The organism is Claveliimonas sp., from assembly GCF_037273965.1.
GTDB classification, from domain to species: Bacteria; Bacillota; Clostridia; order Lachnospirales; family Lachnospiraceae; genus Claveliimonas; species Claveliimonas bilis.
Map to the genome: position 1 here is coordinate 1 of NZ_JAYAZJ010000047.1, position 17,366 is coordinate 17,366.

Annotated in this window: 13 protein-coding genes; 12 read left to right on the forward strand and 1 reads right to left on the reverse strand. The window is 46.8% G+C overall.

What is annotated here, in order from left to right:
* From WJ238_RS03050 to WJ238_RS03065, 4 genes are all read left to right on the forward strand, one after another.
* A partial coding sequence (locus WJ238_RS03050) for an ABC transporter permease (protein WP_337606108.1) occupies window positions 1-960 on the forward strand: 960 nt, incomplete at its 5' end.
* An 11-nt stretch (window positions 961-971) separates the two neighbouring features.
* A complete protein-coding gene (locus tag WJ238_RS03055; RefSeq protein WP_230107063.1) occupies window positions 972-1,868 on the forward strand; it encodes an ABC transporter permease in 897 nt (298 codons plus the stop codon).
* Complete coding sequence (locus tag WJ238_RS03060) at window positions 1,868-2,878, forward strand: ABC transporter ATP-binding protein (protein WP_316268189.1); 1,011 nt, start codon at window positions 1,868-1,870, stop codon at window positions 2,876-2,878. The genes WJ238_RS03055 and WJ238_RS03060 overlap by 1 nt, the downstream gene beginning before the upstream one ends.
* A 2-nt stretch (window positions 2,879-2,880) precedes the next feature.
* Window positions 2,881-3,855, forward strand: a complete 975-nt coding sequence (locus WJ238_RS03065) for an ABC transporter ATP-binding protein (protein WP_337606109.1) — start codon at window positions 2,881-2,883, stop codon at window positions 3,853-3,855.
* A gap of 58 nt (window positions 3,856-3,913) precedes the next feature.
* Here WJ238_RS03065 and WJ238_RS03070 read toward each other — a convergent pair whose 3' ends face one another.
* On the reverse strand, window positions 3,914-5,404 hold the full coding sequence (locus WJ238_RS03070; RefSeq protein WP_256195977.1) for an AAA family ATPase: 1,491 nt from the start codon (window positions 5,402-5,404) through the stop codon (window positions 3,914-3,916).
* 214 nt (window positions 5,405-5,618) lie between these two features.
* Here WJ238_RS03070 and WJ238_RS03075 point away from each other — a divergent pair, with 214 nt between their 5' ends.
* From WJ238_RS03075 to WJ238_RS03110, 8 genes are all read left to right on the forward strand, one after another.
* A complete protein-coding gene (locus WJ238_RS03075) occupies window positions 5,619-5,981 on the forward strand; it encodes a molecular chaperone Hsp90 (protein ID WP_337606110.1) in 363 nt (120 codons plus the stop codon).
* A 34-nt stretch (window positions 5,982-6,015) separates the two neighbouring features.
* Window positions 6,016-9,522, forward strand: a complete 3,507-nt coding sequence (locus tag WJ238_RS03080; RefSeq protein ID WP_337606111.1) for a S8 family serine peptidase — start codon at window positions 6,016-6,018, stop codon at window positions 9,520-9,522.
* A 6-nt stretch (window positions 9,523-9,528) separates the two neighbouring features.
* On the forward strand, window positions 9,529-10,233 hold the full coding sequence (locus tag WJ238_RS03085) for a DUF6198 family protein (RefSeq protein ID WP_337606112.1): 705 nt from the start codon (window positions 9,529-9,531) through the stop codon (window positions 10,231-10,233).
* Between the two features lie 131 nt (window positions 10,234-10,364).
* Window positions 10,365-11,714: an MATE family efflux transporter gene (locus WJ238_RS03090; protein WP_337606131.1), complete on the forward strand. Its 1,350-nt coding sequence runs from the start codon at window positions 10,365-10,367 to the stop codon at window positions 11,712-11,714.
* 90 nt (window positions 11,715-11,804) lie between these two features.
* Entirely contained in the window at window positions 11,805-12,836 is a 1,032-nt protein-coding gene (locus WJ238_RS03095; RefSeq protein ID WP_337606113.1) for a threonine aldolase family protein, read from the forward strand.
* A gap of 21 nt (window positions 12,837-12,857) precedes the next feature.
* Window positions 12,858-13,598: a peroxide stress protein YaaA gene (gene yaaA, locus WJ238_RS03100; protein WP_230107055.1), complete on the forward strand. Its 741-nt coding sequence runs from the start codon at window positions 12,858-12,860 to the stop codon at window positions 13,596-13,598.
* 175 nt (window positions 13,599-13,773) lie between these two features.
* Window positions 13,774-14,604, forward strand: a complete 831-nt coding sequence (locus tag WJ238_RS03105) for a DNA-methyltransferase (protein ID WP_337606114.1) — start codon at window positions 13,774-13,776, stop codon at window positions 14,602-14,604.
* A gap of 8 nt (window positions 14,605-14,612) precedes the next feature.
* Entirely contained in the window at window positions 14,613-17,363 is a 2,751-nt protein-coding gene (locus WJ238_RS03110) for an N-6 DNA methylase (RefSeq protein WP_337606115.1), read from the forward strand.
* Window positions 17,364-17,366 lie beyond the last annotated feature (3 nt).

Genomic DNA, 17,366 nt, shown 5'->3' on the forward strand with positions numbered 1-17,366 from the left:
GCAGCGGATATGCTGTCTTATATTTTGAAAAGAATTTTATCACTGATCCCGGTATTGTTTGTCGTTTCCTGTGTGATTTTTCTTGTAGTATATATGATACCGGGAGGTCCGGCAACGGCTCTTCTTGGGATGGAGGCAACGCCGGATCAGATTAATGAATTGAATGCAGAGCTGGGGTTTGACAGGCCCTTTCTTGTGCAGTATATCGATTGGTTTACAAATGTTTTAAGAGGAGACTGGGGAACATCTTATTTTCTCCACCAGTCAGTGACAGAGGCAATCGGCGAATATTTTCTGCCGACCCTTAGCCTGGCTGTACTGGCGCAGATCATTGCCCTGATTTTATCTGTTCCTCTTGGTATCTTGGCGGCATACAAAAGAGGAACGGCCCTTGATGTGACCTGCGTATCGGCATCCCTTCTTGGGGCAGCCCTTCCGGGGTTCCTGCTTAGTATGTTTCTAATGCTGTTTTTCGGTGTTTATCTGCAATGGTTTCCGGTCGCCGGGTATGCGGCGCTTTCTGAAGGGCTTGGAGAACATTTAAGGTATATTTTTCTTCCGGCTCTTTCGCTTGGAATCGTTCAGGCGGCATATCTGACAAGAATGACCCGCTCTTCGATTTTGGAAGTGCTGTATAGAAATTATATTCAGACTGCAAGAGCAAAGGGACTAAAAGAGAGCCGTGTGGTTTTGCGCTATGCACTGAAGAACGGGGCTCCGGTGATCCTTACAGCGGTAGGGCAGTCCTTTGGCAGTCTGATTACAGGGACCATAGTAACGGAGACTCTTTTTAACATTCCCGGCCTTGGAATGCTGACGCTGACCTCTATTAACAGAAGGGATGTTTTTGTTATCCAGGGGGTTGTTCTTTTTGTAACTTTGCTGTATGTGCTGGTGAATCTGATTGTGGATATTCTTTACGGTTTTGTGGATCCGCGGCTCCAGCCCGGCCGGAAGTAGGAGGGGAAAGAATGATATTGACAAGAAAAAGTATATCCAAAGCCAGTGAGGCTATTTTGAGAGAACAGCGCCAGCTTAGGAAGGAGAGACTTTTGGCCAGTCCGGCTCTCATTATCGGAGCCTGCGGCTTTGTCATAATTCTTCTTCTGGCAATTTTGGTTCCCTTTTTTCATCCGGTAGATCCGGACGCTATGGATGTGGTTAATAGGCTGAAGCCTCCAGGGGGAGAGTATCTGCTTGGGACAGATGAATTTGGAAGGGATCTTTTTATACGAGTGATGTATGGTGCCAGAGTGTCGTTGTGGGTAGGGGGCTGTGTGGCAGTTTTTTCCTGTGTGCTGGGCATTATTATTGGAATTTATGCCAGCTATTTTAAAGTGCTGGATCAGATACTCATGAGGATCTGTGATGGGCTGATAGCGATCCCGGGCATTCTTTTGGCAATTGCTCTGATCGCGGCATTGGGTACCTCAAGCTGGAATGTCATTGTAGCGCTCACGGTTGTTTACAGTCCCAGTGTGGCGAGAACTGTGCGGGCAAGCGCTCTTGTCATAAAAGAGCAGACCTATGTGGAAGCAGCAAAAGTGCAGGGCTATTCCAGTTTCCGCATTTTATGGAAGATGATTTTGCCGGGAGTGATTTCACCTCTTACTGTGCAGGCGTCATTCATTTTTGCACAGGCAATTATTTCAGAAGCTTCTTTGAGTTTCCTTGGGGCAGGAATCCCCGCCCCGGCAGCCAGTTGGGGAAATATGCTGGAGGCAAGTAAAATGGTATTTTCCAGAGCGCCCTGGACGATGATCTGCCCGGGAGCGGCAGTCATACTATGTGTGCTTAGTCTCAATCTTCTCGGAGACGGCCTGCGAGATTTCCTCGATCCGAGAGTGAAAGGAGGAAAGAAGAAGTGATGGAACAAAAGAAAACAGACAAGAAAAAAAGAATACTTGAAATACGTAATCTGCGCGTTCTGTTTCCGGTACACAAAAGATGGCTTCCGGCTGTAGATGGAGTATCCCTTTGTATCAATCCCGGCGAGATTACCGGAGTGGTTGGAGAGTCAGGGTCTGGAAAGAGTGTTATGTCGCAGTCAGTTCTTCGTCTGCGGGATCACGACACAGCAGTGCGCTATGAAGGAGAAATCCTTTTCCATGAGGAAGATCTGTTAAAAAAGCCTCTAAGAGAAATGCAGGATATCAGAGGAAACAGTATTTCTGTTATTTTCCAGGATCCGCTCAATTCCTTAAGTCCTGTGCACACAGTAGGAAGTCAGCTTGAGGAAGTGCTTCTTCTTCATAAAAAGATAAGCAGGGAGGAAGCCAGGAAGAAAGCCGTTCAGATGCTGGGGCTGACAGGGATACCTGATCCTGCGACCAATATGAAAAAATATCCGTTTGAGCTATCCGGAGGAATGCAGCAGCGTGTTATGATTGCTATGGCGCTGGCCTGTGAGCCGGAACTTCTGATTGCAGATGAACCGACGACAGCGCTGGATGTGACAATTCAGGAACAAATTCTTCATCTGATCAAAGAACTGAATGACAGGCTGGGAATGTCTGTCCTGTTTATTACTCATGATATGGGAGCGGTATCCAGGCTCTGTCATAGTGTGAAAGTGATGTATTTGGGACAGGTTGTGGAAGACGTAAGGACAGAAGAATTGTTTCGGAATCCTCTTCATCCTTATACACAGGGGTTGCTTGCCTGTATCCCTCATCTTCATGTGAAGCGGGGGATAAAGCTGCCAACTATACAGGGGACGGTTCCGTCTCTTTCCAACATTCCGGAGGGATGTCATTTCTGCACCAGATGTGCATATGCGGATGAAAAGTGCCGAAAATTAGCGCCTCCGCCTGTAGAAGCAGCACCCGGACATATAGTCCGATGCTGGAAATATACCGAAAAAGAGAGGAGGGCATGAAAATGAATCCACATTTTCTGGAAATAAAAGATTTGAAAAAGACCTATCCTCTGCGGGGAAAAAAGACAAAGCTGTTTGCAGCAAAAGAACGCATGTGTGCGGTAGATCATTTGTCTTTGTACATGGAAGAAGGGGAGACCTATGGACTGGTAGGTGAGTCTGGATGCGGAAAATCTACGATTGGCCGTACGATCGTGGGACTTGAAAAAGCAGACAGTGGATCCATCCTGTGTGAAGGGAAGGAATTATGTGGTCTAAGTGAGCGGGAGTTCCGCCCTTACAGAAAAGACCTTCAGATGGTATTTCAAAATTCTCTTTCAGCTATGAATCCCAGGAGCCGCGTAGGAGATATATTAGATGAGATTCTTGCAGTTCATGGAGAAAAAGACAATGGGAAAAGGCGGGAGAAGGTGCTGTCGATCCTGCAAAAAGTAGGACTTTCGGAGGAACATTACTTTCGGTTTCCCCATGAATTATCCGGAGGCCAGGTCCAGCGGCTTGGAATAGCCGGAGCTCTTATAACACAGCCCAGGTTGATTGTTTGTGATGAACCGGTTTCGGCTTTGGATGTATCTATCCAGGCCCAGATTTTAAACATGCTCGTGGAACTGAAAAAAGAGCTTCATTTGAGTCTGCTGTTCATTTCGCATGATATTGGTGTCATTCGGTTTATTTCAGACCGGATCGGAGTTATGTATTTGGGGAGACTGGTGGAGGAAACAACAGCAGAACAGCTGTTTGAACATCCGCTTCATCCCTATACAAAGACACTTCTTGCGGCGGTGCCGGACCCCTATATTACAGGGAGAAAGTTTCAGGCTCTTGATGGGGAGCAGCCGGTGCGGACCGAAGGGTTTCAGGGATGTGCATTCCGTAGCAGATGTCCCTATGCCACAAAGAAGTGTGCAGAAGAGGCACCGCAGTTTTGTGAAGTGGAGTCAGGGCATAAGGCAGCCTGCCATTATATAAAAGAATAAATGACAGCGCCGGCTTACAGAGAAGCGCTTTTTGCGCCCTCTGCAGACCGGTGCATTTTTATGCCAGCAGTTCTCCCAGCATCTTTTCGTCAAAGACGACTTCAGATACATGATCCACTTCGATCTGATACAATGCATTTGCAGCCAGATGTTCTGCGGTCTGTTCCAGATCACGGATGCCGGAGGTCGTTACATATTTATTGACAAGGGCGTCAAGAGCCTCTTCAGTTATGGTGCACTCGTGTTCCGCTAGGCCCATACGTTTCAGAACCTTTGGAAGGGCGTACCTGGAGAAGATGATCTTCTTTTCCTCCGGAGTATAGTCCGGTATGTCAATGACAGCGAAACGGGACATGAGAGGAGCGCTGATCTGACTTTTATCATTTGCAGTAGCGATGGGATACACTCCTACTGTCGGGATCATACATTCAATGTAGTTGTCGGTAAATCCAAGGTTATCAAGAAGGGTAAGGAGCACATCGGCAGGATTTCCGTTCCCTTTCCCGGACGCCGCCTTATCCAGCTCATTGATAATAAAAACAAGATTGGACTCCCTCGCAGCAGAGAAAGCCTCCATGATGATTCCCGGTTTTGCGTTGGCGTAGATACGGGAACTTCCGGTCAGCTGTTCCGGGTCATTGATGGAACTCATGTCCAGTGTTGTCCACGGTAATTTTAAAATACGTGCAACTGCGTAGGCGATCTGGGATTTCCCTGTACCTGCCGGTCCTACCAGCAAAAGGCCGTAGGCCGGAAGCGTATGGGTGCGGTTGATCTGTATGATCGTTTCAATAATTCTTTGTTTTACGCGCTCCATTCCGTAGAGTTCTTCATCCAGGATCCGGCGGGCCTCCACCGGGTCAATGGACTCAAAATAATTGGTTTTCCATTTGATATTTAAAACAATAGAAAGGGCTCTTTGAGCATGGCGGCGTTCCTCCAGAGTAACCTCATGGGAACGGGCGACGGCAAGATTTCTTCTGGCCCACAAAAGGATAGTGTCCGGCAGCGTTTTGCCGGCACAGGTCATAAAATCCGTAATGCTCTGCAGGCTTGTCAGTTTCATATCATCGCCGGTTTCATCCGGCTCTTCCTCTGCACTGTCTTCTTCGGGTTCCGGTGCGTCGCTGGAGAGCAGTCTTTCAATAATAAACTGAAGAAATCCATCCTCAGCGGAAAGTTTGGTTCCTTTTCCGAAAGCGATCTCGCGGATCTTATAGACAGCATATCCGTCTGCCAGATTTTTCCCGGAGAGCCTTACGTGGATGCGGTTTTCTCCCAGCCAGCGGAGGAGGGGGACAAAACGGGCGTCTATTTTTAAAATGTTGGCGCTGGCGGTTCCGTCCTCTTCGTCAAATTCAAATGCGGTGCGCTTGTCCGGATTGGTGAAAACGCCGCAGGAGTGATGTTTCCAGTCCTTCTGCCGGTTGTCCAGTATAAGAATAGGAGCTTCAGGCGTAGGCAGCGATTCGCTGGAATAAAATATGGAGTAGGTACATTCGGAAATGTCTGCACCCTGGGGTTCATTGCGAAAATCAAATACAGGCATACTTGTATCTCCTTTAGATGATAGTTTTTCTGACTGCTATCTTAACACATTTCCGCCTGTTCGTAAATTGACAGTGTTATAAAACAAAGGTAGATAACAAACAAAAAGGCAAATAAAAAAATAAATCGAAAAAGACAGAAAAATGTGATAAACTTTAAATAGATTCGCAATTTGGCAAACAGCAATTCAATAAAAAGTAGAAAGGAAGAGAAAAATGGAAAAGAACGTATTAGATTATGTAGTAGAGAAAACAAAGGAACTGATCGCAGCTCCATCCTGCAGCCAAGAGGCAAAGGAAGCAGCCCAGGCGTGGCTGGATGCGGTAGGGACAGAAAAAGAGGCGGAAGAAACAAAAAAATATATCGCAGAATTAGAAGAAGATATTGTGACAGTGGATGGTCTGATCGCTTTTGCACAGTCAGAGGCCGGAGCTAAAGTATTCGGCGGAGAGGAAGCGGCAAAAGGGGTGGCTGCTCATGGACAGGAGCTGAAAAAAGCAGGGGCAAAATACTGCGACTGTCCGGCATGTGCGGCGGTGGAAGCAATTCTGGCGAAGAAAGACAGGATTCTTTTATAGAAAACACGAATGATCTGAAAAGGGGGGAAAAGGAGTGAAGAAAAAGGCGACGGCATCAGTTTTAGCAGCGGTACTGGCAATTTCTGTGATTCCGGTGACAGCCCCGGCAAAGGAAGTATCGGCTGAGAATACGGAACAGAGGGAATACGGAGTGCCGGGAGAAGACTATGTGGATGGGCAGGTAATCGTACGCCTGCGGGAAGAGCCGGAGGCAATGAAGAGGGAAAAGAGAAGTGGAAGTGTTCTGGATCAGTATGAGACAGAATCCCTCATTGATCTGGAAAACATCACAGCTTCTCGTCAGACATCAGCGTCAGCTTCGGCAAGGAGCCGGACTGGCATATCAGCAGATGAGATCGTGCTGGTAACAGGCGACAATACAGAAGAAATGATCCGGGAGCTGGAAGAGGATCCCAGGGTAGTATATGCAGAGCCTAATTACATTATGGAGCCCTATGATGTTCCGTCAGACCCGGGCTATGAATATCAGTGGGGACTTAAAAATACATTGAATGATGCGTCCCATGCAACAGACATTCCGGCGGTGGATATGAATGTCGAAGAGGCATGGTCAAATGCCGGAAGCAGTTCTGATACGCCTGTTGTTGCTGTGATAGACAGCGGTGTAGACTACAATCATCCTGATCTGAAGGACGTAATGTGGAAGGACGGATTGAACTATCCGGAGCTGACAGCTCTTGGAGGAGGGGCGTATGGTGTAAATTATTCAGGTACAGGACCGACGGATGATCCAATGGACTTTCTGGTGGGGCATGGAACACATTGTGCTTCAATAATCGCTTCCCAATGGAATAACGGCCAGGGAACGGCGGGAGTAAGCTCTTCAGCCCGGATCATGGCGCTCGATTTCCTTACAGGAAACGCTGCTACCAGCAATGCGATTCTGTGTTACCGCTATCTGATCACAGCAAAGAAAGCCGGGGTTAATGTAGCGGTTGTAAATAATTCCTGGGGGCCCGGCACTTATGACGGATATATGCTCCAGAGTGTTTCTGATGTGGTGACGGAAGCAGGAATGGAAGGGATTTTATCCTGTTTTGCAGCCGGAAATAACTATGCAGATAATGACAGAAATACAGGGAGCATAATAAACAGTCCCTATGTTGTAACGGTAGGAGCGATGGACAGTGAGGGATACCGGGCCGGTTTTTCTAATTACGGAAGGCAGACCGTAGATGTGTTTGCGCCAGGTACACAGATTTTAGCTTCTACAACTACAGATACCTCCATGTATTCAATGGAAAACCATGAAATGCCTGTACAATATCTGCCGTGGATACAGGACAGGGAAGACAGCTATTTTTATGAAGATTTTGAGGATGCGGATGACAGAGTAGAATTAAGACTTTTGGATGAAGGAGAGAAAGAAGCCGAAAGAGCAGTTCCGTCTCGGGGATATTCCAGCAGCAGAGGGCTGGAAGTTTCTTTGGACAGCATTGAAGAAGGGGAGGAGTTTACGCTGGAAATTGAATTTTCAGCAGAAGACCTTGCGGCTGTTGATCCATTAAAGGAATTGCATCTGGCGTTTGCAGGATCTTTTGACGGAGCAATGAAAGAAGAGGTTGTACGGTTTGCGCAAAATACCGGGGAAAAATGGGATCTCCTGTACTCGACTCAAACAGTAAACGGGGGATTCTATCCGGCTTACTTGGCGGTGAGGGACAGTAACTGGAATATTTCCAGTACCTGCCTTTCCAGCAGAGAGTTTTTGACAGATGCGGATGGAGATGGGAGCATTGCGATCAGAATGAGGGGGACCATGACCGGAAAAACAGAGGGGGCGGCGTTTCACCTTGATAATGTGGGATTTGGAAAAAAGGCCAGCGACTATTATTATTCGGACGGGACTTCCATGGCAGCGCCGGCGGTATCGGGAGTAGCGGCTTTGGCAGCGATGGTATATGGTGCAGATAACGGTGACGATGCAGGAGAGATTCGCGCGCGCATAATCGGTGCAGTGAACCGGGAGGACGGAATAGATTTAGAGGACAAGTCAGTGTCCGGAGGTTTTCTGGATGCAGGGGCCGTTTTCGATGATTCCAGACTTGTTCCGGTAGTGAATGAGCTGAAGCAGCAGGATAAGACAGCGGAACTTTGCGGCTATTTCTTTGGAGAGGAGCCGGGAACAGTGACGGTAGGAGGTGTGCAGGCTGAGGTGACGTCATGGTCACCGGAGAGTATTACAATTGTCTTACCGGATGGATCAGCAGGAAATCAGCAGATTGTTGTTTATACGGCAGGTGGAAAATACGGACAGAATTTTTTGGATATTGGAGCGACATCTGTAGGATTTCAGGAGCTTGCAGCTCCGGATTTGGATTACGGAGAACTAAGTGGCGTTGATCTTACAAGCCGCAATGGGCTGTGGCTGTATATGGCAGGGGCAGGCGGCAAGATCCTCTGCCTTGCAGCAATGGAGGAAACGGGCAGCATTTATATGGAACAATACAGTATTCAAGATAATACATGGAAAAAAGTCAGCCTTCCGAAAGATGATATCATAGTGTCCCCCTATAAGGAATATTATTCCATGGCTGCAGGAAAAGATAAAATTTATATGATATATTTCAATGCTCAGGGTCAGATGGAACTTGGGACTTATGACACAAAGACAGAAACATGGGATGTTGCAGCGGTAGATATGAGTACCGGTTTTGGGCAGCTGGCAGTCTATCAGGATCAGCTTCTTGTCATAGGAGGTGAAGGAGAGAATTGTGAAAATACTGCAGTAGTTTATGCCCTTGATCCGGTGACAGGAAAAGTATCGGATTCTGAAATTCCAGATCTTCCGGAAGGGAGAAGTGGAGCTATGGTTTCCGTATCCGGTAATAATCTGATCGTATGTGGAGGATATGATTCTTTTGTAGAATATATACAGGGTCAAAATGAGACTGTATATGGGAATATAATGATTTATGACGGAAAGAGATGGAAGGTAAGCGGGGCGGATTTTTTCAGCGGTGCAAACGGGCAGTTTGATTCTCTTCAAACACTGGATTTTGCTTTGTCAGCTACTGATGACGGTATGATCGTGACAGGGCCGGTATCTGGTCTTGGGACAGAGCAGATGAGGGATACATGGAAATATGATCCTGATGCAGATGTTTGGACCAGTGACGGTAATCTTCGTTTTCATGGGACGAAGACAACGGAAAACGTCGGCACAGCGGTAGACGGTCTGTTTTATGTACTGGCAAGAACGGATTCAGGGGATCTGGTGTTCCGGTCAACTTCGGTGAACTATACAGGAGCAGCAGCAAATCCGGGAGAAGAGCCCCAGGAAGAACCCGGAGGGAACCCGGGAGACAAGCCGGGTGAGAATCCGGAAGATCCGTCTGGAACCGGAGAACAGGATCAGACAGATCCCGATAAAAATGCAGAAGAGAAAATAGAAAAGACAAAGGCTGAAAAAGCAGTAAAAACAGGAGATGAAACACAGGCTGCCATTTGGCTGTTATGTGTTCTGGCTTCCGGTACTATGATCATCCTGCAAAGAAGAAAAAAATGCAATAGAAAGTAAAGAAATATGAAGAAAGAATATATATTTCGCAGAATATTTTATATTGCCGGTCTGGTGGTACTGGCTCTCGGACTTGTCCTGAATACAGAGACAGGTCTGGGGGCCTCGCCGATTGTCTCCGTGTCCTACAGTGTCTCTGTTTCCTTTGAACAAAACTTTGGCGATATGACCTTTATTTTGTACTCTCTTTTTGTTCTGGTGGAAATGGTTCTGCATACATACAGGATAAAAAGAGAAGGAGGAAATCTGAAAAAGATTCTTTTTATGGATTTTTTGCAGATTCCGTTAAGTTTGATTTTTACACGCTTTATGAATCTTTTTACGGCTCTGATTCCGGATCTTTATACAGAAGGAAAAAGTTCTCCGGGAGAATTTACTGTCCGTATCCTGTTGTTGATCCTTGCGGTTATCCTGACCGGGATCGGAGCGGCCATGTCTCTTAATATGCGTTTGATCCCCAATTCAGGGGATGGGATCGTTCAGGCGATCGCTGACCATGTACACAAAGGGGTAGGGTTGGTAAAAAACTGTTTTGATCTCGGATGTGTCACAGTTACTGTGTGCATTAGTCTGATTTTTTCCGGACATCTGATCGGCCTTGGTATCGGCACTGTTCTGGCAATGATCGGTGTGGGAAGGACGATGGCGGTATTTAATTATTTTCTCTATGAGAAAATGAACCGGATTGCCGGAATGCAGGATACAATATAGAACTAAAATTTTGTGTGGATTTTTCTGGTCTTATGACTATTTTTCGCCACACGGCTGTGAAAATGCAGCTGTGTGGCATTTTCCTTGATACAGGATTTTATGATATATACTTTAGAATAGGAGAGGAAATGATGAATGAGACTTTTATGAAAGAAAGGCCGGTTCTGCCTTTGATTTTTTCCATGGCTCTCCCCATGGTCGTTTCTATGCTGGTAAATTCTCTTTATAATATTGTAGACAGTTTTTTTGTGGCGCAGATCAGTGAAGATGCGATGACTGCGCTGTCTCTTGTATTCCCTGTGCAGAATTTCATCAATGCGGTTGCCATCGGATTCGGGGTGGGGATCAATGCAGCCATTGCTTTTCATCTGGGAGCGCAGGATAAGGAAAAGGCGGACAGGGCGGCCACCAGAGGTATGCTTCTGGCCGGAGTGCACGGCGTGATCATGACTGTAGTGTGCATCGCGGCAATCCGTCCGTTCCTTCGGATGTTTACCGAGGCAGAGCAGGTTGTGGAGCTTGGAGTCAGATATGCAGTCATCGCCTTTTCCTTTGCGGTGATTATTGCGGAAAGCCTGGCATTTGAAAAAATTTTTCAGGCAGTGGGAAGAATGAAAGTTACGATGCTCAGCCTTTTGTGCGGCTGCATTGCTAATATTATTCTGGATCCGATTTTAATCTTTGGTCTGGGCCCCTTCCCGGAGATGGGGATGGAAGGAGCGGCATTAGCTACAGGGATCGGTCAGGTTCTGCCACTGGCGATCTACATTGCAGTATATTTTATTTCGCCGATTCCGGTTAAAATCAGGAGAAGTGCCATGAAAGCTGATCGGAAGATAGACCGGCAGCTTTATACGGTAGGGATACCGGCAATCCTGAATATAGCATTGCCTTCTTTGATGATTTCCGCATTAAATACGATTTTATCCGTCTATTCTCAGAGTTACATTGTCATTTTGGGCATTTACTATAAACTGCAGACCTTTCTTTATCTTCCGGCCAACGGGATCATTCAGGGAATGCGTCCGGTGATCGGTTATAATTACGGAGCCGGAGAGGGAGAAAGAGTGTCGAAGATTTACAAAGTTACATTGGGAATGACGGCGGTGATCATGGCAGTGGGAATGGTAATCTGCCTTATGGTGCCGGAGGGGCTGATAGGAATGTTTTCAGAAAACAGCCAGACTGTGGAAGCGGGCGGAAGGGCGCTGCGGATCATCAGCGCCGGTTTCGTCATTTCTGCTGTTTCTGTTACGTCTTCAGGAGCGCTGGAAGGTATTGGAAAAGGCGTTCCGTCCCTTGTAATTTCTGTTTTCCGCTATGTGGCAGTTATTATTCCGGCAGCATTTCTCCTTAGCCGAAGTATGGGAGCGGATGGCGTGTGGCATGCGTTCTGGATAACAGAAGTGATCACAGCGGCAGCGGCTTTTGCTGTTTTCCGTAAATCAGCAGCTGAAGTTTGTATTCCAGGAAGAAAGTGACAACAGCTTTTACGGTTTATTTTTCTTCCTGTACACTGTGGAAAATATCAGTTAAAATAAAATAAGTACAAAAAAAAGGAGTGGTTCAAAATGAGTCGATGGAACAATGACTATAATCATGGGGCGCATCCGGCTGTTCTGGAGGCGTTTATAAAAACAAATCAGGAAAGCTATGGCGGGTATGGGCTGGACGAATGGTGCGAAAGGGCGGCAGAGAAGATCAAGACTCATCTGGGAAGCACTGACGCTGACATTCATTTTATGGTGGGAGGAACGCAGGTAAACTATACCGTTATTGCGGCAGCTCTTCGTCCCTATCAGGGAGTGATCAGTGCGGACAGCGGACATATCCACGTCCACGAGACAGGGGCGGTGGAGCATACAGGACACAAGATCCATGTTGTAAAAGGAGAAAACGGAAAGCTGTCGGCAGCGTCTGTTGAAGCAGAAGCGGAAAATTACAGGACAAGCGGAGTGAAGGAACATATTACACAGCCTAAGATGGTATATATTTCCTTCCCTACAGAGTACGGCACCCTTTATTCCAAAAAAGAGCTTGAGGAAATATCTGCTGTCTGCAGAAAGTACGGTCTGTATCTCATGATAGATGGAGCGAGAATGGGTTACGGGCTTGGAGCCAAGGTAAATGACCTGAAGCTTTCTGATCTTGCGGCGCTTGCCGATGTCTTCTACATAGGGGGTACGAAATGCGGAGCTATGATGGGAGAAGCAGTAGTTATTACAAACAATGAGCTCAAAGATAATTTCCGCAGCTATATGAAGCAGAACGGAGGAATGCTGGCAAAAGGCTGGACGCTGGGCCTGCAGTTCTATACGCTCTTTGAGAACGATCTGTATTTTGAAATTACAGGCCGGGCGGACAAGTACGCCATGGAGATCCGGGAAGCTTTTGAGAAAAAAGGGATTGATTTCTATATTGACAGTCCGACGAATCAGCAGTTTGTTCTGTTAAGTGAAGAGCAGATGAGGAAACTGGAGAAAAAGCATATTTTTGAATACCAGTTTCCGGAGGGGGACAGACACTGCGTGCGGTTTTGCACAAGCTGGAGTACAAAGCCGGAAGATGTAGAGGAACTGAAAGAAGATATTCTGGCGCTGTAGACAAAAGAAGAGAGGACTGATATGAAGATTATAATTTCTCCGGCGAAGAAAATGAATACAAATCCGGACCTTGCAGAGTTTCATGATCTCCCGGCATTTATCGAGGATGCCGGGAGCATTCTTGAATGGGTGAGATCCCTCACCTATGAGGAAGCAAAGAAACTGTGGAAGTGCAATGATAAAATTGCATCATTGAACTACGATAGAATGAAACATATGGATCTGAAGAAAAACCTGACTCCTGCTGTCCTTTCCTATGAAGGAATCCAGTATCAGTATATGGCTCCGGCAGTTTTCGAAGAAAACGCCATGCAGTATATACAGGACCACCTTAGGATACTGTCCGGATTTTATGGAGTACTTTGTCCCTTTGACGGTGTGACGCCATACCGACTTGAGATGCAGGCGGCGGCAAAAGTGGAGGGCACAGGAAATCTCTATGAGTTCTGGAATAATAAGCTGTACAGAGAGGTTATGGATGAGGACAGGACGATCCTGAATCTTGCCTCGAAGGAATATTCCCGGTGTATTGAAGCATACCTTCGCCCCGGTGACAGATTTCTCACCTGTGTGTTCGGGGAATGGAACGACGGAAAAGTGAAACAGAAAGGAACCCTTGCCAAGATGGCCAGAGGAGAGATGGTACGCTATATGGCAGAACACAATATTTCAGATCTGAAGGAAATCCGCTGGTTTGACAGGCTGGGATATAAGTTCAGTGAAGAGCTGTCCACGGAAGAGCAATACATATTTCTGAAATAAAAGATATAGCTTTTGGGGACTCGGGTACAAAAAGAAAAAACAAACTTGTGTTCGCGTGTGCGGTATGGTAAAGTAAAACACAGTAAAAGAAACGGATGGCGCCGGTTATGGAGGCTGCCGACGAAAAAGTTACAGGAGTGCAGGCATGAGGAAAAAAGCAGAGCAAAAGACAGATATGAGTAAAGTAATAAACAGGCTTTTTGAAGGGGACTGTCTGGAATATATGGAGAAGATCCCTGACGGGAGTGTGGATATGATCCTGTGTGATCTTCCTTACGGGATGACACAGAATCAGTGGGACTGCTATATTCCTCTTGAGGAACTCTGGAAGCAGTACAAACGGGTCATCAAGCAGAACGGGGCGATCGTGCTTACTTCAAACGGTGTATTTACAGCAAAGCTGATCTTAAGCCAGCCTGGTATTTTCAAATATAAATGGGTATGGGAGAAGTCAAAGCCCACCAATTTTTTAAATGCAAAAAAACAGCCTCTGCGCAAGTACGAGGATGTCTGTGTCTTTTATAAAAAGCAGCCGACTTATCATCCGCAGATGACGCCCGGCGAACCTTATGACAAAGGGGTGAGAAAGGATCAGCTGTGCGGAAATTACGGAGACTTTGATCCGGTCCATGTGGCAAGCAAAGGGGAGAGGTATCCTACAGATATTATTTATATAAAAACGGCAGAAAGTGAAGGTGCAGTTTACCATCCTACCCAAAAACCGGTAGAGCTTGGCAGATATATGGTTCGGACCTACACCAATCCGGGGGATGTCGTACTGGACAATACGTTCGGCAGCGGTTCTTTCCTTGTGGCGGCTCTGATGGAGGGCCGGAATTTTATTGGAATAGAGAAAAATGAGAATGTAGCTCTCTTTAAGAGAGAAGAAATAGACTATATCGAGGTGGCAAAAAAAAGGCTGAAGGAAGCGTGGGACGGCCTGGATAAAAAAAGCAGGAAACATATAGAAGTGGAGAATCTGATCAAAGAGTTCGAAGAAAGGTAAGTGATGCCATGGGAACAGTTGTAAGGCGCAATGAAAGAAGCTGGGCAATTGAGATTATCTCCCAGATCAACGGAATGCTGAAGAGGCTCAATATCCGCATCCGCAAGGCAGGCGGAGAAAGCACGCTGTCTGTCAATAAAAAAAGTATGTTCCCTGATGTGCTTCTGTACGCTGATGAGGCACAGATGAAGATCTTACAGGGCTGGGAGCTGAAAATGCCGGATGTACTTATTACAGATGAAGCGTTTATCAAAGATGCGGCCCGAAAGGCGGAAGCGCTTGGCCTTAACAGTTTCGTACTCTGGAATTTTACCTACGGGAAACTTTATACACGGGATGAAGATGGAGAATTTACGGAAAAAAAGACCTGGGATGCCACAAGTTATATCCGGACAAGGGAGGATGTCTACACTTTCCGGCAGGAATGGCTTTTCGTGCTGGAGGAGATCATCCTGACGGTAAACGAGTACCTTGTAAGCGGGGATATTTCGGCGGTATCCATTACAGAAGTCCTTTCCGATAATCTGATTACCCGTCTGATCCGGAGAAACAAATCCATGACGGCGGAGTATATGGAGGACAGTGCCCGCCGTGACATGAAGATGGAAATTCAGCTGAAGCTGTGGTGGAACGCCTTCCGGGAAGAGTATGACAACGATGAGAAGGATATGTACCAGGCGTATGCCAAGACAGTCCTTCTGAACTGGGCAAACCGTATTCTCTTTGCCAATCTGATCCGGCGGTATCACAACTGTGCTGATCTGATCGGCAGTATCGACGAGACTTCTGTTCCGGAGGAAGGAAATGCGATCATTCGAAGCATTACGGAGCAGGGAGATTTTTATAATGTATTCCGCCAGATGGAATACAATGACCGGATTCCGGAGGATACATGGATCGATCTTGTGGACTATAATCAGTTTCTTTACACCAACCGGATCGAGCGCATTGACCAGAGCGTCCTTCAGAATGTGCTGGAGCACACGGTCCATGTGGCAAAAAGGGAGATAAGAGGACAGTATGCAACTCCTTATTCATTGGCGGATCTTCTGTGTCAGATCACGGTGCGTAACTGGATGGCGCCGTGCGCCGATCTGTGCGCGGGGACGGGAACCATTGCAAAAGCTGTCATTCAAAATAAACTGAAAAGGAATCCTGATCCGAAAGCAGCGCTGGATACTACATGGATTTCGGATAAATATGCCTATCCGCTGCAGATTGCCAATATAGCCCTCACCAGCATTGAAATGCTGGATACGCCCATTAATCTGTTTCAGAAAAATGTATTTGAACTTAAGACAGGCGATGATGTCGTGCTGAAAAGTCCGACGGACGGGTCTGACATTATAAGGCAGCTCCCTCCTTTTCATGCAATTGTGTCGAACCTGCCTTTTGTAAAATACAATAAGCGTGCGCTGGATGAAGAGGAATATATTCAGAAGATACGGCAGTCCGTGTGGAATCATACAGGGATCACCTTTACGTCAGGAAAGGAAGATCTGTATATTTATATGCCCTTCCAGTTGTATGGACTTCTGGAGCAAAACGGGCGTCTGGGAATTATTTTATCTAATTCCTGGCTGGGGACAGACGTAGGAAACCGGTTTTTTCACGCGCTGCTCCATTATTACCATATGGAAACAGTGGTGCTTAGCAACAGCGGAAAGTGGTTTGAAAATGCAGATGTAGTCGCCACTATGGTTGTGCTGCAAAAGAAAGAGATCGCGCCGCCTTCTTCTGATGAGAGGATCCGCTTTTGTCTTCTTAACAGGGAGGTCCGAAAGCTTAGCGCGGAAGAGATGGAAACTGTTGTTGCCAGCATTGTGGTAGGGCGTGAACTGGAAAAGAATCTTCTGAGTATGACAGAATACGGTCTGGAAGAGATCGAGATGATCCAGAGCAGCGGGATCACCTTAAACGCTCTGTTCCATCAGCTGACATGGCTTGGAGAACTCCGCAGGCATCTGATCCCGGTAAAAGAACTTCTGGAAGTGAAAAGAGGAGAGCGCCGGGGATGGAATGACCTGTTTTATCCGAAAGATATCGAGAAAGTGGAAGAAGAATACCGAAGACCGGTATTGAAAAGGCCGGCTTCTTTAAAGTCTTATATGGCATATGCGGATACCGGGGCCTTTTGCTGTCACAGGTCCAAAGAAGAGTTAAGGCAGATGGGGCACAGTGGAGCTCTCAAGTGGATAGAAAAATTTGAAAATATCAGAAACGGCACAGGAAAGCTGCTTCCTGATGCACTGAAGCGGCCCGGCGGGTTCTGGTATGAAATGGAAGATGACACGAAAGCAGAGTTTGTAACAGCTCTTAATCCGGATAAAAGGCTGTTTGTAGCCAGATTTCCGGAGGAGACTTTCGTAGACCAGCGTTTTACAAGGATGATCCGCCGAAGAGAAGAGGTGTCGGCAGATCTGATCCATGCCCTGCTGAATTCGGTGTACGGTATGTTTGCCATAGAGGCGATCGGATTCGGCAGAGGACTTGGTGTGCTGGATGCAAGCAGTACAAGGCTGAAACAGATGTATATGATAGATCCGGCGGATATAAGCGCGGAAGACGAGAAGGAGATCATCCGGCTTTTTGAGAGGATCCGTGACAGAGATGTACTGGATACAAAAGAAGAGCTGCAGGATCCCGGACGCAGGGAATTTGACAGGAAGGTACTGGAGTCCATCGGATGCGGACATCTCTATGACAAGATCAGAGAGTCCCTTTTGTCCATGCAGAGAACCCGTCATACAGTGTTGTAAAGA